This is a genomic window from Mucilaginibacter pedocola (assembly GCF_002013915.1).
Classification (GTDB): domain Bacteria; phylum Bacteroidota; class Bacteroidia; order Sphingobacteriales; family Sphingobacteriaceae; genus Mucilaginibacter; species Mucilaginibacter pedocola.
The window spans coordinates 83971-109512 of sequence record NZ_MBTF01000034.1; the positions used below are offsets into that span (position 1 = coordinate 83971).

The window sequence follows — 25542 nt, forward strand, 5'->3', positions numbered from 1 at the left end:
CATCGGCAGCACATCATCAAAAACCAACACATTTTGGGTGTTCAAAAAAATCATATCTCACGTTTTCCCGTATGGATTTGAACCACAACTACCCGCATCAAAAACGGGTGTGCTAACCATTGCACTACAGGAAAATTAAACCCGCCGGCACCAGGGGCGCTTCCGGTGCCGTTGAACTAAAAAGGCAACGCACCGGTACCCAAGCTCAAGCGCCGGGCAGGTTGGTGGAAATAACAGGACTTGAACCTATAACCGTCACCGTATAAGGGTGTTGCTCTAACCATTGAGCTATATTTCCGATACATACACAGTGGGGTAACCCGGACTCGAACCGGGAGCCTCTCCGTTCCAAACGGAGTAATCTGCCAATTGATATACTACCCTGAATTTGCCCCTAAAACAAAAAATCCCCTTAGGTATGCCTAAGAGGATTCTCGCAGTGGTGCTGTAATATTTTTTACAATATGTACTCCGTTACCTCCGGCTCTGGCGGTTCTAATATGGGGTGTTGTATTGCAATTGTTTTCATGGCACAATGATACACATTATTTTTACAAATCAAGAAATTCTTTAAAATATTTTCAATTATTTTTCATCCAGCCACTTTGCACATTATCGGCACAAAAAATGCTTTTGATAGCTATTTTTCCCATTTCTACAGATTTTGTACAGAATGTTTCGGGAAATTAGCTGTTTAAACTACCGCCCTCTATGTCTAAGGCAGCATTATTACGCGACGCCGAAACGTATGTTACCCAATTGCTAAGCAGCCAGCTATCTGCCGATATGCATTTCCACAACATGGTGCATACCCGCCGTGTGGTTGCTGCCACTAAGGACATAGTAGCACACTCGCCCATAAGTAAAAGCGATGCCCGCATTGTGGAGATAGCCGCCTGGTTTCATGATACGGGGTACTGCTATGCCTACGCCGGGCACGAGGACAGCAGCATAGCCATTGCCGCTACGTTTTTAACTCAGCAGGGTATGGATGAAGGTTTTATAAATAAAGTAACCGGCTGTATCCGCGCCACACAAATGCCGCAAAACCCGCAAAACCTGCTGGAGCAAATACTTTGCGATGCCGACCTGTACCATCTATCAGTCCCCGAATACACAGAACGTTCGGCCTTACTTAGGCGCGAATGGGCTATACGCCTAAAAAAAGCTTACACCGATAGGGAGTGGACACAATCTAACATCAGCCTGCTTACACACCATACCTACTTTACCAATTACGGCAAAACCGTGCTGCAAAAACGCAAGCTGGATAATATTGATGCCCTGCTGGCTAACTTCCCGAAATAAGCGCCTATGGTTGTATAAAGTTTGCATTCATTTTCATAACTTTATCTGTTGGCTTCCGTAAAAAAGCCATACAAGCAACGCCGAACAACCCGACCCTGCAAGGCTGCTGCACCAATAAAACTCATGTGCTTATCACGATATTAATGAAGGTAAAACGTATACCTTTTTTTGCAAACTTTCTGTGCACGGCAAAAAGCTATCAGCTTATTGTAACCTTATGCCTGTTAGTTCTGCTATCGGGCGTACCCTACTTAGCACAGGCACAATATCAAAACGCACATAAAAGCACCCTCACTATTAACGACGGGCTATCGCACAGTAATGTAAAATATATTTTTAAAGACCACCTGGGCTACATGTGGTTCGCTACCGATGACGGGCTCGACCGTTACGACGGCTATTCGGTAAAGGTATACCGCCACCAGGCAAATAATAAAGGCTCACTCAAAAGTAATAACATAACCACTATTGCCGAAGACCCTGCCGGCAACCTGTGGGTTGGCACCGGCGGCGGCGGACTAAGCCTTTATAACCGCAATACCGATTCGTTTAGAAATTTCGATATCAATGATAACATCGATAACGCATTGTCCAATAACGACATATCGGCAATTTATATCGATAGCAAGAAGAACTTTTGGGTTGCAACCTATTCGGGCTTAAACCTGATGAACCCTAAAACCCATCTGTTCAAGCGGTACTTATACGTAAAGCATAAAGATTATATCCCCGAACACCATATTTATGGGGTGGTAGAAGATGTGGCAGGCCTGCTATGGCTCGCTACGGATGGGGGGCTGCTCTGTTTCAACCCGAACACAGGGCGATATGTAAACTTTAAGCATAACGATGCCAACCCTAACAGCCCCGGCAGTAACCACCTGCGCGCTATATACAAAACTCCGCAGGGCAATTTATGGCTTGGCAGCACCGATAACGGGCTCGACCTTTTTAACATCCACACCAAAACATTTACGCACTACGGCCATCAGCCCGGCAATAAGAATAGTATTGTAAACAATACCATTTTCTCGCTAACGCCAACAGGCAAAAACAAGCTTTGGGTAGCTACTGAAGAAGGCTTGGAGTACCTGGATATGGAGAAAGGCACTTTTGACCATGACTATAACAAGTACCTCGATAAAGTAAATTCGATAAACTATGTGCTTGAAAGCGATAACATCCTTTGGGTGGGTACCTTCGAGATGGGGGTCATAAAATACAATAATAACATATCGTCTTTTCCGCATTTTAACAACAAGCTTTCGCAGCCCGGCGAACTATCGAACAACCATGTATTATCCTTTGCCGACATTGGCAACGAGATATGGGTAGGTACAGATGGCGGTGGCTTGAATTTCATGGATAAAACTACGCATGCCATCATGCATGATAAGGCATCGGTAACTGGCAGTAAGGTGCTATCAATATTAGAAGACCGTAACCGAAAAATATGGATAGGTACCTATGGCGGCGGTTTGGATGTGTTGGATAGCAAAACACACAGGGCACGCCATTACGACAAAGGCGATGGCCCCAACCAGATAAATAATATATCGGTATTCGCATTAGCAATGGATAAGGTTGGGGATGTTTGGTTGGGGATGGACGAAGGCGGGGTTAACGTTATGCACAATGGCGTGGTTACAAAACGTTACAGATATAATATCAATGATACGTTACACTGCTTGAGTAACGACGATGTGCGCGCTATTTATGCCGATAGGCGCGGCAATATGTGGATAGGCACGTTTGATGGGCTTAACCTTTATAACCCGGCTACCGATAATTTTAAGCATTATAAAGTGTTTAATACGGGGCTTACCCACAACACTATATCATCCATTTTAGAAGATAGCCGCGGCATAATGTGGGTGGGTACATTGGGTGGCGGCTTAAACATGCTGGATAAGGCGCGCCATAAATTTATCCAATACAATTTCCCTAATGGTGGCATTTACTCCATTATAGGTTCGGTACAGGAGGATACGCTGGGATATTTATGGGTAAGTACCACCAATGGGCTTATCCGCTTTAAACCGGGCACCGGCGATTTCAGGCATTTTACTATTGTAAATGGCTTACAGGGTGCCGAGTTCAATACCGGCGCAGGTTTACGCCTCCAAAACGGCGGCCTCCTTTTCGGCGGGCTAAACGGTTTCAACGTTATCAATCCGCGGCATTTGCCCTTCAACAACCATGCCCCTGCGGTAAGCTTTAGTGGTTTGCAATTGTTTAATAAACCCGTGGCTATAGGCGAAAGCTCGCCGCTTAAACAGGCTATTTCGCAGGCGAAGGAAATAAGGCTGAACTACAAGCAATCGGTAATTACGCTGGAGTACACAGCACTCAACTACACCCTATCCGACCTTAACCAGTACGCCTACAAGTTGGAGGGCTTTGAAAAAGACTGGAACTACGTAGGCGGGCAACGCAAAGCAACCTACACCAACCTGGAGCCGGGCACCTACACCTTTAAGGTAAAAGCCGCCAATAACGACGGTGTTTGGAACACCACGCCCGCAAGCATCAAAATAGTAATAGAGGCGCCGTTTTGGATGGAGAACTGGTTCCGTGCGGCTATGATAGTATCGTTAGCGATGTTATTTTACGGCTACTACCGTTTCCGGCTGAACGACGTTAGCAAGAAAAAAGAGATACTGGAGCGGCTGGTAGAACGCCGCACCGCCGAAATAAAAAAGCAGGCTAACGAACTACAGGACCAATCTGAAGAGCTTACCGCCATAAACGAGGAGCTACAGGCACAATCTGCCGAGTTGCGCAGCCAGCGCGAACAGGAACTGCAAGCCCGTATGGAAGCCGAAAGCGCCAACAAAGCCAAGAGCATCTTTTTGGCTACCATGAGCCACGAGATACGCACCCCCATGAACGGCGTAATGGGCATGGCATCGCTATTGTGCGAAACAAACCTCGACAGTGAGCAGCGCGAATATGCCGAAACCATCCGCATCAGCGGCGAAAGCCTGATAAACGTGATAAACGATATCCTCGATTTCTCGAAGATAGAATCGGGCGAGATGGTGATCGATGCGCACGAGTTTAACCTGCAGCAATGTTTGGATGAGGTATGCAAACTGTTCAGCAGCCAGGCAACCAAAGCGAATATCAAACTTGCCTGCCACATAGATAAGGGCGTACCCGAAACCATCATCAGCGACCGACTGCGCCTAAAACAGGTGTTGGTGAACCTGGTGGGCAACTCGGTAAAGTTTACGCGTGAGGGTGGCGTTACCGTAAACGTAAAAGCTCTGCACCACCGCGGCGAAGAACTAAAGCTTGCCTTCGAGGTGAAGGATACGGGGGTTGGAATATCGGCAGATAAGCTTTCGAGGTTGTTCAAACCCTTTTCGCAGGGCGATTCGTCAACCACGCGCAAGTACGGCGGCACCGGGCTGGGGCTTGTAATATGCGAGCGGTTGGTTGAACTGCTTGGCGGCACCATGAACATCGAAAGCGAACCCGACAAGGGCACCAACGTACTGTTTAGCATGCTTTGCAGTACGCCCAAACAGCAGGAATTACCAAAAGCAAATCCACAGGCGAATCAAACGGGCGCTATCAGTACCGATTTTGCCTCTAAGTTCCCCATGAAGATATTGGTTGCCGAGGATAACCCCGTTAACCAAATGGTGATAAAACAAGTGCTTAAGAAATTTGGCTACATACCCACGCTGGCACACAACGGCAAAGAAGCCTTTGAAGCCACCCAAGCCGAAAATTACGACCTGGTACTGATGGACGTACAAATGCCCGAGATGGACGGCTTGGAAGCTACCCGTAGCATTCGCAGCCAAAACGCCCACCAACCCATCATCATGGCAATGACAGCCAGCGCTATGCCCGAAGATAAAATAGCCTGTCTGCAAGCCGGCATGAACTACTTCCTATCCAAACCCATCAGCTTTAACGAGTTACTGGTATATTTGGAGAAAGCGTTCAAGGATAATATGGGGGTTGGGGCGAAAGTGTAGGGGTAAAGCTTAGCTAATATTCGTTTTACTGCCTGTCCAGCCTCGTTGGCTTCTCTCCCGGAAAACCGAATAATAAATACATTTTCCCGCCTTCGGTATTAAATGTAATGTCGGCTTTCTCGTTCTCATACATAAAAAAGGCATTTTTACCATAGGGCACCAACTGGGTAGGTAAACCTTCGTTCTCGGTAAAGTATAGGGCATTCCCTTTGGCGTAAATTTTAAACTTATCCGTTTTGTTACCAGCAATGGTGTAGTTGCCTGCATATTGTTGCAATGTGGTGGCTGGCACCGTAATTGGCGTGTGCATTTTGCAATAGCCAAAGGCAATGGCATTTTGCATTACCTGTGCCAAAGCGGCGCCATGGTTAGCATTGGGGGCAATGGCGGTTTTCACCACCAGTCCTTTCGCGTGGCGGCTATCCAGATAGGTTTTAAAGTCGGCAATGTTTTTTACGTTGTTATGCTCGTATGAGCCTACACCAGCAAACACACGGCAGTTAAGGTCGGTATGGTTGGCGAAGTATTTTTTTGCGGACGGGATAAGGTCGTTCCCCTCGTTACCGGGTGCGCCGATGAATACCATATCAAAAAGTCCGGGATGTTGAAACAACACCATCGTAGTAAACATACCACCGAACGAATAGCCATACAAAGCTTTATTATCGTTAACGCGGTACTTGCTTTGTATAAAGGGGATAACCTCCTGCTCAATAAAGCTTATGAACTTTGGTCCGCCGGTTTCGGGGTTTAGGTCGCGGCTACGTTTGTTTGGGCGGCTGCCGTAGCCAATGCCTACTATAAGGGCTTCGGTGGTTTCATAATCCTGCCGCAACATGTTGAAGCAGTTCATGGCAACGGTCATATTCCAGTCGCCATCCGTCATGTACAGTACGGGGTATTTGGTTTTGGTAGTGTCGTAGCCCGGCGGAAAATGCACATAAATGGTATAATCCTCCCCTATCACCTTCGAGCTGTACTCCCATTTCACCATCTCCTTATCTGTAAACACCGCAGGCATATCGCTCTTTACCTGCGCAATTGTAGTTTTAGCGAAAAAGAAAAGGGCTATCATTAGCAGGCAACGTTGCAGGGCTGGGTTGTACATGGTAGTGAGGATTAATGCTTTAAAAGCAAGATAGCATTTAAACCCTTTTGGTTGCACAATGGCTCAAATAAATCTGCCGTTAATAATACTCCTCAGTGCTCGCTACCAAATTCAGTATCTCCAGTTTGGGTTCCACCTCCAGTCCGCTTGCCCAAAGTTCGTCGGCAAATTTTTTGAAGGAGGCTAATTGCTGTAATTGCTGGTGGGCTTCTTCGCTCTCCAACTGGTCGAAATGCATGAAGGTTTTACCATCGGGCAGCAGCCAGGCGCCGTATTTAATACCGGGATGGTTAAGGGTTTTCAGCTCAGCTACCACGGCAGCTATATTTTGCTGATTGATAGGCGCATATTGCGCAGTGGTGGTGTATTGCACGCGGACTACTTTCATGGCGGGTTTTGTATTGGTTTATACAATAATACCAAAATAGCCCACCTGTAAAAAGGGGCAATAGTGCCACAAGTACGGCTTTACTGCGACAAGCAGAATAACTAATGCTTCACTATATAATCGAACCAAACATAAAGTTGGTCGAAAAGCGGACCGGCGGTGAGGGGTTTGCCCTTTGTGGTGGTCATGCGTACATAGCCTTCCACATTATCGGCAATAATTTCATCGAGCCCTACCACCGGGGCATCTTTGGGGAATATAAAGCGCACGCGCAGTTTACCCTTAACGCGTTCGGTATGGCTTTGCACTTTTATAAGGTGTGCATCGTCGCCTTCAAGCAAAGTAATGTGGCGTGTATCCGCTAAACTCATATGGTTAAATGCCGCTTGCATATGCAAATAAAATCAAATCGCGTACCAAAAGGCAGGGGCAAACAACCCTGTTGCCAAAGTTTTTTCACCCTATTTTATTTAGTGAAAAATACTATATTGCCATATCTTATAAACCAAACAACATTCGGAATGAAAAGACGCTCTTTTGTTCGCTCGGCAATGGTTGCCGGTGCAGCCGCTTCGTTAGCTACCACAACAAGCAAAGCCGCCGAGCCACCAACAACAGCCGAATACTACGAACTGCGCAGCTACAGCCTTAAAACCGCTGCCCAGCAAGCGTTGGTAGAGGGTTATTATAAAGATGCCGCGATTACCGCCTACATGCGTGCTGGTGCAAAAAACGTTGGCGTATTTACCGAGCTAAAGCCCGAGGGGCAAACCAAATTATACGTGCTTATTGCCTACAGCAGCCTTGCCTCTGTAGCGCAGGTTGCCGATAAACTGGCAGCCGACAAAGCCTACCTGCAACAGGCGCAAGCATACTTAAATGCCCCCGCAAGCCAGCCTGCTTATGAGCGTATAGAAAGCTCGCTAATGAAAGCCTTTAAGCACAGCCCCATACTGGAAGCCCCTGAAAAGAAGACCCGCATTTTTGAGTTACGCCAATACCAAAGCGCAAGCGAGGCTGCCGGGCAAAAAAAGATACAGATGTTTAACGATGAGGGCGAGATAGACATTTTTAAGCGCCTTGGCTTTAAGCCCGTATTTTGGGGCGAAACCGTTATTGGTCCGCTGCGCCCCAACCTTACCTATATGGTAACTTTTGATGACCTGGCGGGTAAGGATGCACACTGGAAAGCCTTTATTGACGATGCCCAGTGGAAAAAAATAAGCGCCGTGCCCGAATATGCCGATGCGCTGCTGGTGAACAAGATAACATCAACCCTGCTGGTGCCAACGGCTTACTCGCAAATTTAAGGGCGGGTATTTTATATATACGGCTATGGCAATTTTGGTAGCTTTGCAGCAATAACAACATACAAAGCACATGCAAGAGCCATTTGACGTACTGGTGAACGGCGTAGTTTACTCCGTTTTCCCCGAAGAAGATAATATATACACCATTTTTAAAGCCGGTGTAGAACTTGGTAAAATAGAAAAAGACACCGAAAACCTGTGGCTGAAGCTTGACCCCGAAACCGAGCTACCCGTATTTAATAACGACGACGAAACCAACCGCATAGGCGCAGCCATAAACGCTTATGTGCCCGAGGAAGAAGACGAGGAGGACGAAGAGGAGTTTGAATAAAGGGAGGGTGTTTGGTGCCGGTGGATAAAGGGCTTCGACAGGCTCAGCCTGACAGGTGATGATGCAAAACCATTAACCCCAATAATAACCAATTATGAAAAAAGTAAGTTTACTTGCAGTACTGGTACTGGCACTAACCGGCTTCGCATTTAAAGCATCGGCACAAACGGGCTTCCCCGGCAAATGGGATGTATTGCTTAAAGGCACCCCGCAGGGCGATATCCACATGATGGTGACCCTGAAAGACAGCGTAAGTACCCTAAAAGGCAGCTACGAAGATTTTGCCAGCAAAGCTAACACCCCGTTCACCAAGGTAGAAAAGAAAGATGACAGCGTATCGCTATTCTTCACCGCCCAGGGTTACGACCTTACCCTGGTACTGAAACAAGCTGACGACGACCACCTGGAAGGTTCGCTGATGAGCATGTTCGAGGCTACCGCGGTTCGCGTTAAACAATAAAAATAGCTTATCCTGAAATAAAAAATGCCCGGGCGATGTGTCCGGGCATTTTTGTTATTGGCAAATAGCTATCTAAAGCATTTTTAGCTTGATGACCTTGAAGGTAGAAGGTGCTACCGTTAAGCTAATGGCTTTGCCTTTCACGGCGATGCTGCTTTTAACAGGAACAATTGCCTTCGGCTTATCTAACGAGTTGTACTCGTCCCTTTTTCCCGAGGTTAAGGTAACCACAGTTCCTGCAGCAGCAAATGCTTTGGCACCACTGATGTTAAAGGTGACAGGCTGTGGCTTATCGCCCGCGTTTACAAATTTGATGATGAGTTCTTTGGTAGCCTTATCTACCACTGCCGAAGCGTAGCAGCTATCCTGCCCGGCAACGGCTTTGCCATCAACCAGTAAAGGCACGGTGTAGCTGCCTTTGTTTAACGAGTACAGTTGCTGCACATAGTAGTTAGGTGTAGCGTACGAGCGCAGATTATCGAACCATATCAAATCTGGTGCCCATTGCCAGCCATCTACATGGGCGAACAGCGGGGCGTATGATGCCATCCTTACCACATCGGCATTACGTTCCAGCCCCGTCATAAACGCAGCCTCGGCAAGAGCGCTTTCCCAGTTGTTCTTCTTCAGGGCATCGCCGGTTAAAGTGCTGTGCGCAGCGTATTCGCCCGCAAATATTTTGGGGCCGCTGCGGTCGTAGTTATCGTAGCGTTTGGCGTTATCTAAAAACCATTTTGGCGATTTGTAATAGTGTTCGTCCAACAAGTCGGCATGCTGGCTACGGAAGAATTTATCGAGGCGGGTAAACTCCTCACCCTCTGGGAACGGACCAACACTCGATACGATGCTCACATAAGGGTATTTTGCCTTGATAGCTTTGGTGAACAGTTTCCAGCGTTCGATGTATTGTTCGCCCCATTGTTCGTTACCAACGCCCAGCAATTTCAGGTTGAAGGGTTTGGGGTGCCCCAAATCTGTACGCAGCTTACCCCATTTAGTATCGGCGCCGCCATTGGCAAACTCGATCAGGTCCAGCGCATCCTGTATGTACGGGTCAAGCTGGTCTACGGGCACCAGTTGCCCGGTATTGAACTGGCAAGCCATACCGCAATTGAGTATGGGCAGCGGTGTTGCGCCAATATCTTCTGCCGTCATAAAATACTCCATAAAACCCAGCCCGAAGCTTTGGTAATAATCGGGGGTAGAACGTTGGGTAAACTCGGTATTCCAGCGGTTTATCAGCGTTTCGCGTTTATCAATAGCGCCGATGCTTTTCTTCCACTGGTATCGGTTAGCCAGGTCGCGCCCTTCTACGATACACCCACCGGGGAAACGCAGGAAACCGGGCTTCATATCGGCAATTTTCTGCACTAGGTCGGCACGCAAACCACCGGGGCGTTGTTTCCAGGTATGCTGCGGAAACAACGAAACCATATCCATCTCCAACGTACCTTTACCTTTCAGCAAAACATACAGCGATGCTTTGTCTTCGGTAGCCGATGCGGTAAAGTTTACTTTATACTTTTGCCATGCGGCAGATGTTGGTGTTAAACTCCCCTTACCTATCACATTGCCTTTTGCATCGCGTAGCTCAACCGTCATGGTTATAAACGCAGCGGTCGTTTTCCGCGCCGTAATGGTAAAGTTATACACCTCTCCTTTGGTAATACCCATGCCGCGGAAACCTTCGTTAGCCAATCCGTAGCTGCCTGTTGCAGCATCTGCTTTCACACGTAAATAGTGGGCATTCTCGGGGCGTTCGGCGGTACGGTCTATCACTTCCAGTTTACCGGAAGCGCCACCTGTTTGCTGTTCTTTCCAACCCATCAGCGGCGTACCAAACTCGAACGAGCGGTTCTTCACCAATTCGGCATACACACCACCATCGGCAGCAAGGTTTATATCTTCAAAAAATATCCCGTACATATTGGGCGATATCTGCGCCTTGGGCATAGCAGCATCAATAGTATACGTTTTGGGCGATTGGGCAGCAGCTTGCAACAACGCAGCTGCAAATGCAACAGACGGCAGTAGTTTTTTTAACATGATTTGGTACAGAGGTTTAATTTTTTCTCATACAAAAGAGGCATTTGCCCTGCATGAGAAAACTTAGGCAAGGTAAATTATAATTGTAAAAAATACAATTATAATTAGAGATTGGAGGATAAAAATTAGAGGTTAGTTAGTATCGACATTGCGCAACTAATCTCTACCCTCCAACCACTAATCACTGCGAAGCTCAAAACCTATCACTATTCAGCAGCGGGTTTTGGCTGGCATTCACCTGGTAGGTGTATACGCCATAATTATCATCAACCTCTACAATGCGGTAGCCGCGATAGGCGGTGCCCCAGTCGCCGCCAATGTGCGAATCGAAGAAATGCGGGAACTTGTTGCCGGTGTAGCGCACGCCATCCAGCAGGTGGTCGTGCCCGTGGAAGGCGGCTTTTACGTTGGGATAACTATGGAGCAGTTCAACCGTTTCGGGCGAATCGAGGAAACCATCTTCTTTTACCCATTTAATGGGCGGGATGTGCAATATAGCAAATACCAGTTTTTTGCCGGCGAACTTATCCAGCGAAGCTTTGATGAAGGCATTATCAGGGTTCACATACGTGCCTTTAGTATCGGCAGTATTCGCCAGTACAAAGGTAACATCGCCATGCTCAACGGTGTACTTATCCTCGTAGCTGAACACCTTTTTCCAGATGGCAGCATCGGCAAAGTCATGGTTGCCGGGGATAGTATGGTAAGGCACATTCAGCCTGTCGAAATATTTGGTTTTTATCTCGGGAAGAAGATCGGGGCGGTTATGCACCAAATCGCCGTTGATGATAACCATATCCAAATGATTTTTGGCATGGTCTGCATTGAGCCATTTAATGAGGTTCTCGGTATTTTCTTGATATGGTGTCCCCTGTTGCCCGTAATGGATATCTGATGCTATGGCAAAGCGCAGTTTGGGTTTAGCGAAGGCAGTACGCTGATAAGAATTATCGATATTAGCAAAACTGTTTATAGCCGGTAAAAGCGTTAGCCCTGCCAGTGCGGTAAGCCCGGTGCCAATAAATTCCCTGCGGTTGCTCATGGTTTTTTGCGGTAAAAGTAAAGGCAGAAAGTTAATTCTGTATAAAGGGCAATTTACTTTATTAGTGCAGCAGAGGCAAATAAAAAGCCCTTCGGGGTTTGGTTCCGAAGGGCTGTAAAACTTATGGTAAAATATCCTACCTGATGATGGTAATACCTCCCGAGCGTATACCCTGGCCGTGTTTCAGGTCGATAACATAGTAGTAGGTGCCCGGATCTAATTGCCTGCCGTTCCAGGTACCATCCCACGGAGTGCCGTAACCTACCGAGTTAAATACCTGCTGACCGGCACGATTAAATATTTTCACTGTACAATCAGGGTACAGGTCAATATTCGGTAGTCTCCAGGTATCGTTAACACCATCGCCATTCGGCGTAAACACGTTTGGTAAGGTAGCCGCAAAGTTGGCGCGTGTTATGGTCAGGCTGTACCGTTGTGAGGTAATACCATCCTCGGCCAAAACATTTACAAATATACGGTTAGCCCCATCAACCAATATAATATTAGGCGATGATTTACCGCTCTCTACCGGCATGCCATTCACCGTAATTTTAGCGTTAGGGTCGCTGGTTATCGCTATTACATTGGTAAAGGTAACATCGCTGGTTACAGTAGCACTATACGCTAATGTATTGCGCGAGAATGCCGGCAGCAATGTCCCTTTAGTAAGGAACAACGATGTAAGTGCAGCATCTGTTGATGGCGGGCGGACTTCGCGTTTTACTATTATGGTATAAGTTTGCTCGGTACCATCAGCGGCTTTCACTACCACAGTAACAGTATTGTCGCCTACTTGCAGGTTAACGTTGCCCGATGCACTGCCGCTGCTTACCGTAGAACCGTTTACAGTAATAGTTGCTGTAGCGTCAGCGGCGGTAGGCGTGATCCTTATACTCGATTCGGAATAAGGAACAGTTGCATTATAATCAAAAGTACCGGCATCAAACGCAGGCGATAAGGTGCCCGCGCTTATAGTAAGCCCGCCAAGGCTATTGTTATCTGATGGCAGCCTCCTAACGGTAACTATGTACCTTTTCACTGTGCCGTCTTCGGCAGTTACTTTAACTTCTATATCGTTATTTCCAACATTCAATGGTGACGATGCCGATTGGGCACCACTTGCCAATGGCTGCCCTAACACCTCTATAGTAGCCGTTGCATCGGCAACCGAAGCAGTTACTGTAGCCGATGTAGTAGTATTTGGTACGGTTACGCTATAGCTAAGCGTTGCCGCATCAAAGGCCGGTGATAATGCGCCTGCATTTGAAGTTAAGGCAGACAGGTCGGCATTATTCGACCTTTGGCGTGTAACTACAACAGTATATGTTTTAGGGGTTAAGTTTTGAGCGGTTACCACAACCGTTACCGTGGTTTGACCCACAGGCAATGTTATAACACCCGAAGCTGAGCCGCTCACTACGGCCGCACCATCCACCGTAACGGTAGCTGTGGCATCAGCAACAGTAGGTGTAAAGCGGATGCTGCCTACACTGTTCAATACCGTAACGGTATAGCTTTGCGTAGCCGCACTAAACGCAGGCGATAAGGTACCCGCATCAGGCGTAAGGCTGGCCAGGTCGGCATTGGCAGATGCTTCTCGCGTAGCAATTACTGTGTACGTTTTTGGTGTGCCATCCTGAGCGGTTACTACTATAGTAATGGTGTTAGACCCTACTACCAACGGTATACTGCCCGATGCGTTGCCCGAAGTAACAGGGTTACCATTTACAGTTACAGTAGCGGTTGCATCACTGGTATTTGGTGTAACAGTAATGGTTGCATTAGCATTGCCAATAGTAGTGGTATAGCTGGTATTGCCTGCAGTAAACGCAGGGCTAAGCGTGCCACCACTTATGGTGATACCGGCAAGGTCGGCATTGGCAGATGGTGCCCTGCTGATGCTTACCGTGTAGGTTTTGGTATTGCCTGCCTGTGCTTTTACTACAACAGGAATAAGGTTGGCACCCACATTAAGCGGTATATCAGGCGATGCGGTACCACTAGCTACTGTTATACCATTTACCGTAACGGTAGCAGTAGCATCAGCCACAACCGGCGTTAACTGTATAGTGCTTGTAGCATTGCCAACTGCAGCAGCAGTATAAGCTGTAGTACCGGCAGCAAACGCAGGGCTTAAAGCGCCTGTATTTGCAGTAAGGCCCGACAAGTCGGCATTGGCAGATGGTATACGGGTTACCGTAATGGTATAGGTGTTGGTTTGCCCGTTTTGCGCGGTTACAACCACATCTAACCTGTTGGTGCCAATAGCCAGCGGTATAGGTGGCGATGCTACTCCGCTTGTGGCAGGCACGTTATTTATTTTCACCGATGCCGTAGGATCTGCCACTGTAGGCGTAACCGTAAGGGTGGTAACCGTATTAGGCACCGAAGCGGTATAGCTGTTAATACCCGATTGGAAGCCCGGAGTAAACGGACCGGTGCTGATTGAAAGCGCACTCAAGTCGTTCTCCGACGAAAGCGCACGATTTACAATAACCGTATAAGTTTTAATAGTAACACCATCCTGGGCAGTTACCACAGTGCGGATAAAGTTATTACCCACAGCCAGGGTTATCGGCGCCGAAGCAACGCCGCTTGCAACCGGTGCACCCGCCACTGTCATGGTAGCCGTGTTATCTTCCAGTGTTGGCGTAATGCTCATGGTGGTAATATTATTGCTTACCAGCATGGTGTAATCGGTAATGTTCCTACCGAATGATGGGCTATAGAACCCGGTGCTTGTACCCAACGCTGTCAGGAACGCGTTCGACGATGGCGCACGGGTTACTGTCGTTGTATAGGTTTGGGTTGACACTCCATCCTGCGCGGTAACAACAGTAGTGATGGTATTTGCCCCAACAACCAATGGTATAGCTGCCGAAGCCGCCCCGCTAACTACAGTTACGCCATTAACCTTTACGGTAGCGTTTGGCTCGTTAACGGTTGGGGTTATGGTTACAGTTGTTACGGCATTACCTACCGCAGCAGTGTAGCCGGTTGTTGCCGAGGCAAAAGCCGGGCTTAGCGTACCTGCGCTAAGTGCCAGGTTGCTAAGGGTAGCATCGGGCGATGGCGCACGGGTTACGGTAATGGTGTATGTTTTTGGTGTACCATCCTGTGCAGTAACCAATGTAGTTATGGTATTTGCGCCAACAACCAAAGGCAGGTTTGCCGACGGGCTTCCGCTTACTACGGCGGTACCATTTACTTGTATAGTAGCATTAGGTTCGCTCACAGTTGCTGTAACGCTTATGCCACTTACTGCATTTGGTACTGCTGCTGTATAACTTAAAGTACCGGCAGCAAATACAGGGCTAAGCGTGCCATCGCTTATGGCTAAAGCAGCCAGGTCGGCATTTGGCGATTTTGCCCTGTCAACCGTTACAGTATAAGTTTTAATTGTACCGTCTTCGGCGGTTACAGTGGTGCTTATCACGTTAGGGCCAACCAACAAAGCAATATCTGCCGATGCGGTACCGCTTGGTACAGCTACCCCATTAACCTGTACGGTTGCTGTAGCATCTGCCACAGTTGGCGTTAATTTAACAGTAGTTACCGCATTGCCAACAGAAGCGTTGTAAGCTAAAGTACCCGCTGCAAATACAGGGCTCAACGTACCGGTGCTCAGGCTAATGTTAGCCAGGTCGGCATTGCTCGATGGCAGCCTTGTTACCGTTACAGTATACGTTTTAAGGGTACCATCCTGTGCGGTTACATCTGCAGTGATGGTGTTAGGCCCAACAACCAATGGCAGGGCAGCCGATGCGGTGCCGCTTGCTACGGTTACACCATTAACTTTCACGCTGGCATTCGCTTCGTTAACAGTTGGTGTAAGCCTTATAGTAGTTGTTGCATTACTTACCGTTGCGCTGTAGCTTATACCGGCAGGCGTAAACGCTGGCGATAAGGTGCCGCTGCTTAGCGCCAGATTGCTAAGGTTAGCATCCGGCGATAGTGCGCGCGTTACCGTTACAGTATAAGTTTGGGTTGATGTACCATCCTGCGCGGTTACCACCGTAGTGATAGTGTTTGGCCCAACAGCTAACGGTAACGAAGCTGATGCAGAACCGCTGGCTACAAGCACACCGTTTACCCTTACGATAGCATTAGGCTCGTTAACAGTTGCCGTAACAGTAACCGAAGCTACTGCATTAGCTACCGATGCGGTGTAACCGGTAGTTACTGGCGAAAACGCCGGCGATAATGTCCCCGTACTTAAGGCAAGGTTGCTTAACGTAGCATCAGGCGATGGCGCGCGGGTTACGGTAACTGTGTAAGTTTTGGTAGTGCCATCCTGCGCAGTTACCAATGTAGTAACCGCGTTTGCACCTACCGCCAGCGGAATATTTGCAGATGGGCTGCCGCTTGCTACGGCCGCACCGTTTATTTGTATAGTAGCATTAGGCTCGGCTACCGCTGCGGTTACATTAATACCTGTAGTGGCGTGGCTTACCGATGCAGTATAGCTAATAGTTGCGGCTGCAAATGCCGGGCTAAGCGTACCGCTGCTTAGGCTTAAGCTTGCCAGGTTTGCATTTGGCGATTGCGCACGTGTAACCACAACCTCGTAAGTTTTGGTTGTACCGTTTTGCGCAGTTACAACGGTTGTAATAGTATTTGGGCCAACCAGCAATGGTATATCTGCCGAAGCTGTTCCGCTGGCAACTGTAGCTCCGTTCATCTGTACCGTAGCTGTGGCATCGGCAACAGTTGGGGTTAGTTTTATAGTAGCAATAGCATTACCAACCGTAGCGGTATAATTTATAGTAGCTGCCGCAAATACAGGGCTAAGCGTACCGGTACTTAAAGCAATGTTACTGAGGTTGGCATTTGCCGATTGTGCACGTGTTACGGTAACAGTATACGTTTTCAATGTACCATCCTGTGCGGTTACAGCAACAGTAATAGTATTAGAGCCAACAACCAATGGCAAGGCTGCCGATTGTGCTCCACTGGTTACCGTTGTGCTGTTAACTTTAACTGTAGCGGCAGCATCGGCAACGGTTGGCGTAAACCTGATGCTGGTAGTACCATTACTTACGGTTACGCCGTAGCTTGCAGTAGCCGCAGCAAAAACAGGGCTTAAACTACCAGCGCTAGGTACCAGCGAGGCCAGGTTAGCATTTGGCGATTGCGCTCGTGTTACGGTAACCGTATAAGTTTTGGTAGCGCCGCTTTGTGCGGTTACTACCGTAGTAATGGTATTGGCACCAACAACCAATGGCAACGCGCCCGAAGCTGCGCCGCTTACAACCGTTGCGCCATTCACCTTAATGGTTGCATCAGCATCGGCAGTGGTTGGTGTTAGTTGTATAGATGTTACGGCATTACCAACATTGGCGGTATAGCCTGTTGTGGCCTGTGCAAATGCCGGGCTCAAACTACCTGCGCTAAGTGTAATATTAGCCAGGTTGGCGTTTGTTGATGGTGCACGGGTTACTGTTATCGTGTAAGTTTTTGTGGTAACAGCATCCTCGGCTGTGATGATGGTGGTTATGGTATTAGCACCTGCCACCAGGTTTATTGGAGCCGATGCAACGCCGCTGGCCACTGGTGTGCCGTTTACGGTAATGCTTGCGTTGGCATCGCTGCTGCCTGCTGTTACGCTAATGGTGCTAACTACATTCGCAACAGATACGTTGTACGCAGTTGTGGCTTGGGCAAATGCAGGGCTTAATGTTCCCGTACTTACCGCCAGCGATACCAGGTTGGCATTGGTTGATGCTACCGGCGCAGCTTTTATTACATCTGCTGTATAGGTGGTAACTGTACCATCCTGCGCGGTTATGGCTATGGTTATAACGTTGCTGCCAACTGCCAACGGTATAGCTGCCGAGCTTGCGCCACTTGCAACAACGTTTCCGTTAACACGAATCACCGCATTGGCTTCGGTTTTTGTTGGAGTTACCGTGATGCTTGGCGTAGCATTACTTACGTGTGCAGTGTAGCTAAATACACCCGAAGTAAAGGTTGGCGCTAACGTACCTGCGCTGATAGTTAAGGCAGATAACGTACCATCTGAAGATAGCGCGCGGTTTACCGTAACCTGGTATATTTTATTGCTGGTACCATCCTGTGCGGTTACGGTAGCAGTTATAACGTTATTGCCCAAGCTAAGTGGTATGGCAGCCGAGGCCGCACCACTGGTAACCGGCACACCGTTAACCCTAACGGTTGCGTTAGGCTCGTTAACAGTTGGCGTAAGGGTTACGCTGGTTACGCTATTAGCTACAGAAGCCGTGTATGCCGCCGTTGCAGATGCAAATGCAGGCGATAAGGTAGTGCCGCTTACTACCAGGTTGCTCAAAGTAGCATCGGTAGATTGGCCGCGTGTAACTTGTATGGTATAAGTATTCAGGGTACCGTCTTGCGCGGTTACCTCCACCGATACATTGTTTGCCCCCACCGATAAAGTTATAGCTGCCGATGCTGCGCCACTGGCAACAGGCGTTCCGTTTACACTTACCGTTGCATTGGCCTGGTTAACTGTTGGGGTAAAGGTTATCGAGTTAACTGCGTTACTTACTGCAACGGTATAGCTATTAGTTCCGCTTGCAAAGGCAGGGCTTAAACTACCCGTACTTGGAGCAAGCGAAGCCAGTAAAGCATCGCCCGAAAGCTGCCTTGTGGCGGTAATGGTATAAGTTTTAGCGGTTCCGTCCTGCGCGGTAACTACTATGTTTATGGTATTGCTGCCAACAACCAGCGGTATTGCTGCAGATGCTGAACCGCTGGCAACCGGTGTACCGTTTACGGTGATGGTTGCATTGGCTTCGTTACGGGTTGGTGTAACAGTTATGCTGCTGTTTGTATTTGGCACAGTAAGCGTGTAGTTACCCGTTGCCGGCGAGAAAGCCGGTGATAAGGTACCTGCGCTAACAATCAAAGCCGAAAGGTTGTCGTCAGAAGAACCCGCGCGCGTTACCGTTACCGAATAAGTTTGTATCGATCCATCCTGTGCCGTAACTACAGTAGTAATAACGTTTGGCCCAACAGCCAACGCAATTGGTGCCGACGAAGCCCCGCTGGCTACTGCCGTACCATTTACCGTTACCGTTGCAGTTGCATCTGCTACAGTAGGCATTGCCGTAACCGAAGTGGTGGCGTTATTTACCGATGCGGTATACGTAAACGTACCCGATGCAAATACCGGGCTCAATACTCCTGTGCTAAGGGTAAGGCTGCTTAAGTTAGCATTTGCAGATGCCGAGCGTGTTACCGTTACGGTATAATTGGTAACCGAGGTACCATCCTGCGCAGTAACGCGAATAATAATATTATTAGCGCCAATAGTTAAAGGTATAGCGCCTGATGCTGCACCACTGGCAACGGCCCCGCCGTTTACAGTAATAGTTGCATTGGCATCGGTTACGGTTGGGGTGATAGTTGTTGAAGCAACACCCGTTGCAACTGTTACCGAGTAATTAAGCGTACCTGCCGCAAACACCGGGCTAAGCGCACCTGCGGTTGTAGTTAATGCTGATAGCGATGATACTGAAGAAGCGGCGCGTGTAATTGCGAAAGTATAGGTATTAACTGTTACGCCATCTGCTGCGGTAACCTGCACGGTAACATTATTACTGCCAACAACAAGCGGCAATGTTGCCGATGATGCGCCCGAGGCTACTGTTACACCATTAACGGTTATAACGGCATTAGCATCGGTACTACTTGGCGTAATGGTTATACCGGTCGTAGCATTAGGCACGGTAGCTGTATAAGCGGTTGTACCCGGCGCAAATGCAGGCGACAAGGTTCCGGCACTAATAGTAACTGCCGAGAGGCTGGCATCTGTCGATGTGGCACGGGTTACGGCAACGGTGTAGGTTTTTAGCGAACCATCTTGTGCGGTAACAGTTGTGGTTATAGTGTTGGTGCCTACCACCAGCGGTATATTGGCCGATGCTGCGCCACTGGCAACGGTTACCCCGTTTACCTGTATAGTTGCTGTTGCATCAGCAACCGTAGGCGTTACGGTAATACTGCTTACTGCGTTAGCCACAGCTGCGGTATACGTGGTAGCCCCTGCAGAAAACACAGGACTTAAAGTACCAGCACTTAGGCTTAAAGCAGAAAGATCTGCATTAGATGATGCTGCCCTGGTTATTGTTAAGGTGTATGTTGTGGTTGTAACGCCATCAGCAGCGGTTACTGTTGTGGTTATAATATTTGAGCCAATAGCAAGGCTAATAGGCGATGAAGCAACTGCACTGGTAACAGCCGCGCCGTTTACGGTTATAGTTGCAGTAGCATCGGTTGCGGTTGGGGTAACTGTTGTTGAAGTTACGCCGTTAGCCACTGTTACCGCATAGCCAAGCGTACCCGCCGCAAACGCAGGGTTAAGCGCGCCCGCCGTAGTAGTTAATGCAGATAACGATGAAACCGAAGACGCTGCCCTTACCACTGTTACTGTATAGTTGGTTACGGTTACGCCATCCTGGGCGGTTACTGCTACAGTAATATTATTATTGCCAACATTCAAAGGCAATACGCCTGAAGCTGTGCCGCTGGTAACAGTAACACCGTTTACTTTTATAACGGCATTAACATTGGTACCGGAAGGTGTCAGCGTAATACCGGCAGTGCTATTGGGTACCGAAGCCGTATAAGTTGTAGTGCCCGATGCAAATACCGGCGATAAGGTACCGGCACTAAGGCTTAATGCCGAAAGGCTTGCATCTGCCGAGGCTGCCCTCGTTACAGTTAAGGTGTACGATGTTATGCCGCCATTTTCGGCAGTTACAGCTATTGTGATAGTATTTGCACCCACATTAAGCGGTAAAGTACCCGAAGTTGCGCCACTAAGCACCGGAACACCATTTACCTGAACCGATGCACCCGCATCTGCCGCAGTAGGTGTTACAGTTACGTCGGTAACCGTATTTGGCACACTGCCCGAATAAGAAAAAGTAGCCGAATTGAACACCGGCGACAAAGAGCCGCCACTAAATGACAACGCAGATAAAGCCGAGTTAGACGATAGCGCCCTGTTAACATTTATGGTGTATACTTTTGCCGCGCTGCCATCTGCCGGAGTAACTGATACCGTAATGATATTAGCGCCCGAGGCTAAAGCGATAGCGCCCGAAGTTGCGCCGCTTGCAACACTAACGCCGTTTACAGTTATTGTTGCTCCCGCATCTGCCGCGGTTGGCGTAATTTGCATGCTATTTACGCCATTAGCAACCGATACAGTATAAGATAGTGTACCGGTTACAAACGCCGGCGCTAACGTACCGCTGCTAATAGTAAGGGCCGAGAGGTTATTATTAGACGATGCCGCCCGTGTAACCGTAGTAGTATAAGTGCGGGTGGTTGTTCCATCCTGTGCAGTAACAACAACCGTTATAGTATTTGCCCCAACATTCAGTGGGATATTGCCTGATGGCGTACCGTCGGCTACGGTAATGCCGTTTACCTTAATAGTTGCGTTAATATCAACCGTGGTTGGCGTAACGGTTATACCGGTTACACTGTTGGCTACGCTATTAGTATAAGTTAGTGTGGCAGTATTGAATGCCGGCGATAACGCACCCTCGCTCATGCCAAGCATGGCAAGCCCGGCTTCAGACGATGTTGCGCGGGTCACTGTTATGGTGTAGGTTTTTGTATTTCCGTTTTCGTCGGTAACCAAAGTAGTAATAGTGTTAGCACCAACATTTAGCGGAATAGTAGCCGATGATACGCCGCTTGCTACGGTTGTACCATTTACCTTAATAGTAGCCGCCGAGTTAGGGCTGGTTGGTGTAATAGCAATATCAGTAATAGCGTTGCCAACTGATGCTGTATACGCGGTTGTGCCTGTAACAAATGCCGGGCTTAAAGTTCCGGCGCTTAAAGTTAGGCCGGATAAGTTGGCATTAGGGGCTGCTGCGGTACGGGTAACGGCAAGGGTGTAAGTTTTTGTTGTGGTACCGTCGGGCGCTGTTACTACGATATTGAGTGTATTAGAGCCAACAACCAGCGGGATGGGTGCCGATGGCGAGCCGCCTGCTACAGTAACGCCATTTATTTTTATAGTGGCCTGTACATGCATCGGTGTAGGCGTAACAACAATGGTTGACGAACCAACACTTGCAGTATAAGCCTCTGTTGCTGATGCAAAAACAGGGTTTAAGGTACCGTGGTCTAACTGAATATTGCTAAGCCGCGCTTCGTTCATTACGTCGTTAACGGTTATTGCAACTGTAGAAACACTGCTTCCGCCAAGGTTATATGCTGTAATGGTATACACCCGTCGCGCTGCAACTGCAGTTGGCGTGCCGCTGATGATGCCGGTGCGGCTATCAAAAGTTAAGCCTGGCGGCAAATTATCGTAAGGGTTTATAGAGTAACCCAGTGTTTCAACTTTACGCACCATATTATTACCATAGTCGGCAACAAAAAGGTGCCCGTCGTTATCAACCGCAACACCTTGCGGGTAATTAAAACTTGCGTATCTATCCACTGCATCGGCATAACCATATTGGCCATTGCCAACCATATAAGCAACCGTACCGTTAGGGGCAATTTTGCGTATGCGGCTATTCCCGGCATCGGCAACGTATATCATACCGTTGCTTTCAACCGCAACCGCAGAAGGGGTATCAAAACTTGCAGCGGTACCAACACCGTTGGCACGCCCTGCAGCGCCATTACCGGCAAAGGTAGATACTACACCTGCCGAAGTAATTTTCCTGATCATGTGGTTGCCTTTATCAGCAACATACAGGTTACCATTAAAATCGCTGCTAAGGCCTATTGGCTGCCTGAAGGTTGCCGAAGCACTGGGGCCATTATTTGCACCAAGCGCCTGGGTTCCGGCAAGGGTGGTTACTATCCCGTCGAGTGTGCGCTTGCGTACGAGGTTATTATCAAAATCGGCTATATAAACGTTATTTAAACCGTCTACACTCACGCCCCAGGGGGTTGCAAACCTTGCAGTGGTATCAACGCCGTCGCGGTAATCAAAATCGCCCGAATGCCCCGCAAGAATATCAGCAACGCCCGATGGCGATATTATCCTTATCCTGTTATCACCGGCATCGGCAACATAAATATTCCCCTGCGCGTCTGACGCCAGCCCCGTAGGGTTTTTAAGGTTGGCAGTAAGCCCGGCGAATACCGAAATGCTGCCCGAGGGGGTTATTTTACGTACCTGTTTAGAAGCGTCGCCTACGTACACATTTCCGGCAGGATCGGCAGCAATGCCTATTGGCCGGTCTAACCCGGTTGCAATGGTGGTTACCCTGCCATATTCAATAGCAGGCACGCTGCCCCCTGTATTGGTTGGCGTAAGGTTGGGTATGGGTACGTTAATGGTGTAAACCCTTGTTGAAGGATATGATACAACAGGCGCGGCAACAGCCGGCTTCGCCCTCACTATTGATACAGTGTAGGTAGATATGGTAGTATCGCTTTCTGCCGTTACTTTTATGCTGATGCTGGTATTACCAACAGGTAGCGGGAATGGGCCCGCCGTAGCCCCGCTTGTGTGAGCCGCACCATTCACGGTAAGCGTAGCCTTCAGGTCGTTTAGGGTGGGCGTTATAGTTGTGCTGGTAGTACCGGTGGGTACATTAATTACGTATGTTTTTGTAGCGGGCGAAAACGAAGGGTTTAATGCGCCTACGCTGGCGCTTAATGCGCTTAATGTAGCGTCTTCTGATGGCAGCCTTACGCCAATATTAATAATAGCGCTGCTTTTTCCATCAGCGTTGTAAGCCGTCACAGTATAGTCATCAGCCGCGGTAACGGCCGTAGGCTTGCCTGTAATATTGCCTGTGGCGGGGTCAAATACCAAACCCGGCGGCAATGGCTTATCAATAATATAGCCTTTGGTTGATACCTTGCGTATGGCGCTGGTAACATAATCGGCCGTGTATAAATCGCCATTAGGGTCAAATGTAATACCTTCCGGAAACCCAAAAACGGCAGCGGTGCCTATAGCATCCGATCTCCCTATAACGCCATTATTACCCGCAAAGGTGGTTACAACGCCATTAGGCGCAACTATCCGAATAAGGCCGTTATAGGTATCGTTCACGTAAACGTTCCCGAACTTATCAACAGCTACGTCGCCGGGCCTGTTAAACACTGCCGAAGTACCGGTGCCTTCTGCAAAACCCGGGCTACCGCTACCGGCTATAGTAGTTATCCTCCCGTCAGGGGTTACCTTACGTACGGCACTGTTTCCAAAATCGGCTACGTAAACATTGCCGGCTGCATCAACGTCTATACCAAAGGGGTTCCTGAATCTGCCTGTCCCCACGGGCCCGCTTGCAAAACCCGGCCCGAACATTGTGCCCGCAAAGGTACTTACAACGCCGGCGGGCGTAATTTTACGTATTACCTGGTTGCTGTAGTCGGCCACATACAAGTTGCCTGCACCATCCATGGCCACATCCTGCGGGTTACGGAATGAAGCCGACAATGCAGGGCCGTCATTAGAACCTACATCGCCCGTACCTGCATAAATACTTACAACACCGTCAGGTGTCATTTTTTTGATAACCTGGTTGCCGGTATCGGCAATGTACAGGTTACCGGCAGCATCAAACGTAAGCCCCCCCGGCAACGATAATCCGGTAAGAATGGTGGTAACCACGCCGGCGGGCGTAATTTTGCGAATGGCATTATTACCATAATCGGCTACGTAGATATTTCCCGCAGCATCGCTGGCAACGTTGTAAGGGTTTTTGAACCGCGCAGCCGTGCCGGTACCGTCAACAAACCCCAGGGAGCCGTTACCTGCAAGTGTAGTAACCCGGCTATAAGCAATATTGGGCACAGCCCCACCCGAATTGGCTGGCGAAAGCGTTGTTATTGTTTGGCCAAGCACATAATCTTGCGGGCCGGAGTAAGTAATGTTAGGAGCCTGCGCAAAACCACGCGCAGCACTAAATAGCAGAAAACACGACAGTAAAAGTTTCTTCATCTTATCAAATCCATCGGCGTTAGCCAAATTATTATTGTCATTTTTTTAGCGGCCTATAAAGCCGCTCAGAACCATTTATAAATTAAACAGCCCTATTAAACCACATTAAAATTTTGAGCAAACCGCAATGGGGCAAAGGCGAGCAAACCGCGGGAGCGGAATACAACCTTCAAAAGCGGGAAACTTAGGTGCATCAGTAAAGAAATTTTAATAGTTATTAATAAGGGTATTTAACTTCAAAATTAATAATTTTCTTCTACTTGCTTAACCCTGTAGTACAAGGCGGGGGTAATAAACTAATAATGAGAAATTTATAAGGGGAAAAATACAAACTATATTTGTATTATCAAAACCCCAACAACACTCCAAATATAATTACTTCATTACCAATATTATACTTTTATGAGTATTTCATTGCGCTTTTTTTCAACAAAGCTCAGTTTCCATATGGCCTCATAGCTCCCGATACATAAATAATATCGTGAGGGTGCTACCTTCAAAAAAAAGCATTTAATTCCCTTTCGTAACATAAAATTTTGCCAATAAGGTGATTTTAACGGCACTTTATTGGAAAATTAACAATAAATCAAAACATTCATTAAATTATGTGCAAGTATTATTATCTTACCATTAAAATTACA

At 48.1% G+C, this 25542-nt stretch carries 11 protein-coding genes and 3 tRNA genes; 5 read left to right on the plus strand and 9 right to left on the minus strand.

All coding sequences use genetic code 11. The features are described from left to right. Nucleotides 1-62 precede the first annotated feature (62 nt). The 3 genes from BC343_RS20695 to BC343_RS20705 all read right to left on the minus strand — a co-directional run bounded on the left by BC343_RS20695 (nucleotide 63) and on the right by BC343_RS20705 (nucleotide 383). Nucleotides 63-134, minus strand: a tRNA-Gln gene (locus BC343_RS20695). 88 nt (nucleotides 135-222) lie between these two features. Further along, nucleotides 223-298 (minus strand) — tRNA-Ile (locus BC343_RS20700). Nucleotides 299-311: 13 nt separating this feature from the next. After that, nucleotides 312-383: transfer RNA gene (locus BC343_RS20705), tRNA-Pro, on the minus strand. Nucleotides 384-711: 328 nt separating this feature from the next. On the opposite strand from BC343_RS20705, the gene BC343_RS20710 reads away from it, so the two are divergent. Next, complete coding sequence (locus BC343_RS20710) at nucleotides 712-1308, plus strand: HD domain-containing protein (RefSeq protein ID WP_078349713.1); 597 nt, start codon at nucleotides 712-714, stop codon at nucleotides 1306-1308. Nucleotides 1309-1451: 143 nt separating this feature from the next. Continuing rightward, on the plus strand, nucleotides 1452-5300 hold the full coding sequence (locus BC343_RS20715; protein WP_078349714.1) for a hybrid sensor histidine kinase/response regulator: 3849 nt from the start codon (nucleotides 1452-1454) through the stop codon (nucleotides 5298-5300). Nucleotides 5301-5325: 25 nt separating this feature from the next. Here BC343_RS20715 and BC343_RS20720 read toward each other — a convergent pair whose 3' ends face one another. The 3 genes from BC343_RS20720 to BC343_RS20730 all read right to left on the minus strand — a co-directional run bounded on the left by BC343_RS20720 (nucleotide 5326) and on the right by BC343_RS20730 (nucleotide 7167). Continuing rightward, nucleotides 5326-6408 carry an alpha/beta hydrolase gene (locus BC343_RS20720; RefSeq protein ID WP_078349715.1) on the minus strand — a complete coding sequence of 361 codons (1083 nt, stop codon included), beginning with the start codon at nucleotides 6406-6408 and terminating at the stop codon, nucleotides 5326-5328. Nucleotides 6409-6487: 79 nt separating this feature from the next. Further along, nucleotides 6488-6796 (minus strand): hypothetical protein, encoded by a 309-nt coding sequence (locus tag BC343_RS20725; protein WP_078349716.1) that lies wholly within the window; start codon nucleotides 6794-6796, stop codon nucleotides 6488-6490. 101 nt (nucleotides 6797-6897) lie between these two features. Continuing rightward, complete coding sequence (locus tag BC343_RS20730) at nucleotides 6898-7167, minus strand: hypothetical protein (RefSeq protein ID WP_143822290.1); 270 nt, start codon at nucleotides 7165-7167, stop codon at nucleotides 6898-6900. 150 nt (nucleotides 7168-7317) lie between these two features. Here BC343_RS20730 and BC343_RS20735 point away from each other — a divergent pair, with 150 nt between their 5' ends. The 3 genes from BC343_RS20735 to BC343_RS20745 all read left to right on the plus strand — a co-directional run bounded on the left by BC343_RS20735 (nucleotide 7318) and on the right by BC343_RS20745 (nucleotide 8897). Then, the gene (locus BC343_RS20735) at nucleotides 7318-8106 is read left to right on the plus strand and encodes an NIPSNAP family protein (RefSeq protein WP_078349718.1); all 789 of its coding nucleotides are present in this window, start codon (nucleotides 7318-7320) and stop codon (nucleotides 8104-8106) included. Nucleotides 8107-8176: 70 nt separating this feature from the next. Beyond that, nucleotides 8177-8437 carry a hypothetical protein gene (locus BC343_RS20740; RefSeq protein WP_078349719.1) on the plus strand — a complete coding sequence of 87 codons (261 nt, stop codon included), beginning with the start codon at nucleotides 8177-8179 and terminating at the stop codon, nucleotides 8435-8437. Between the two features lie 94 nt (nucleotides 8438-8531). Further along, nucleotides 8532-8897, plus strand: a complete 366-nt coding sequence (locus BC343_RS20745) for a hypothetical protein (protein ID WP_078349720.1) — start codon at nucleotides 8532-8534, stop codon at nucleotides 8895-8897. Nucleotides 8898-8969: 72 nt separating this feature from the next. Here the strand turns inward: BC343_RS20745 and BC343_RS20750 are convergent, their stop codons facing one another. The 3 genes from BC343_RS20750 to BC343_RS30825 form a co-directional block, all read right to left on the minus strand. Next, nucleotides 8970-10943 carry an alpha-L-arabinofuranosidase C-terminal domain-containing protein gene (locus BC343_RS20750; RefSeq protein WP_078349721.1) on the minus strand — a complete coding sequence of 658 codons (1974 nt, stop codon included), beginning with the start codon at nucleotides 10941-10943 and terminating at the stop codon, nucleotides 8970-8972. A 193-nt stretch (nucleotides 10944-11136) separates the two neighbouring features. Continuing rightward, nucleotides 11137-11985 (minus strand): metallophosphoesterase family protein, encoded by an 849-nt coding sequence (locus tag BC343_RS20755; protein WP_078349722.1) that lies wholly within the window; start codon nucleotides 11983-11985, stop codon nucleotides 11137-11139. 136 nt (nucleotides 11986-12121) lie between these two features. Next, nucleotides 12122-24901, minus strand: coding sequence for a cadherin-like beta sandwich domain-containing protein (locus BC343_RS30825; protein ID WP_143822291.1), 12780 nt, complete (start codon nucleotides 24899-24901; stop codon nucleotides 12122-12124). Nucleotides 24902-25542 lie beyond the last annotated feature (641 nt).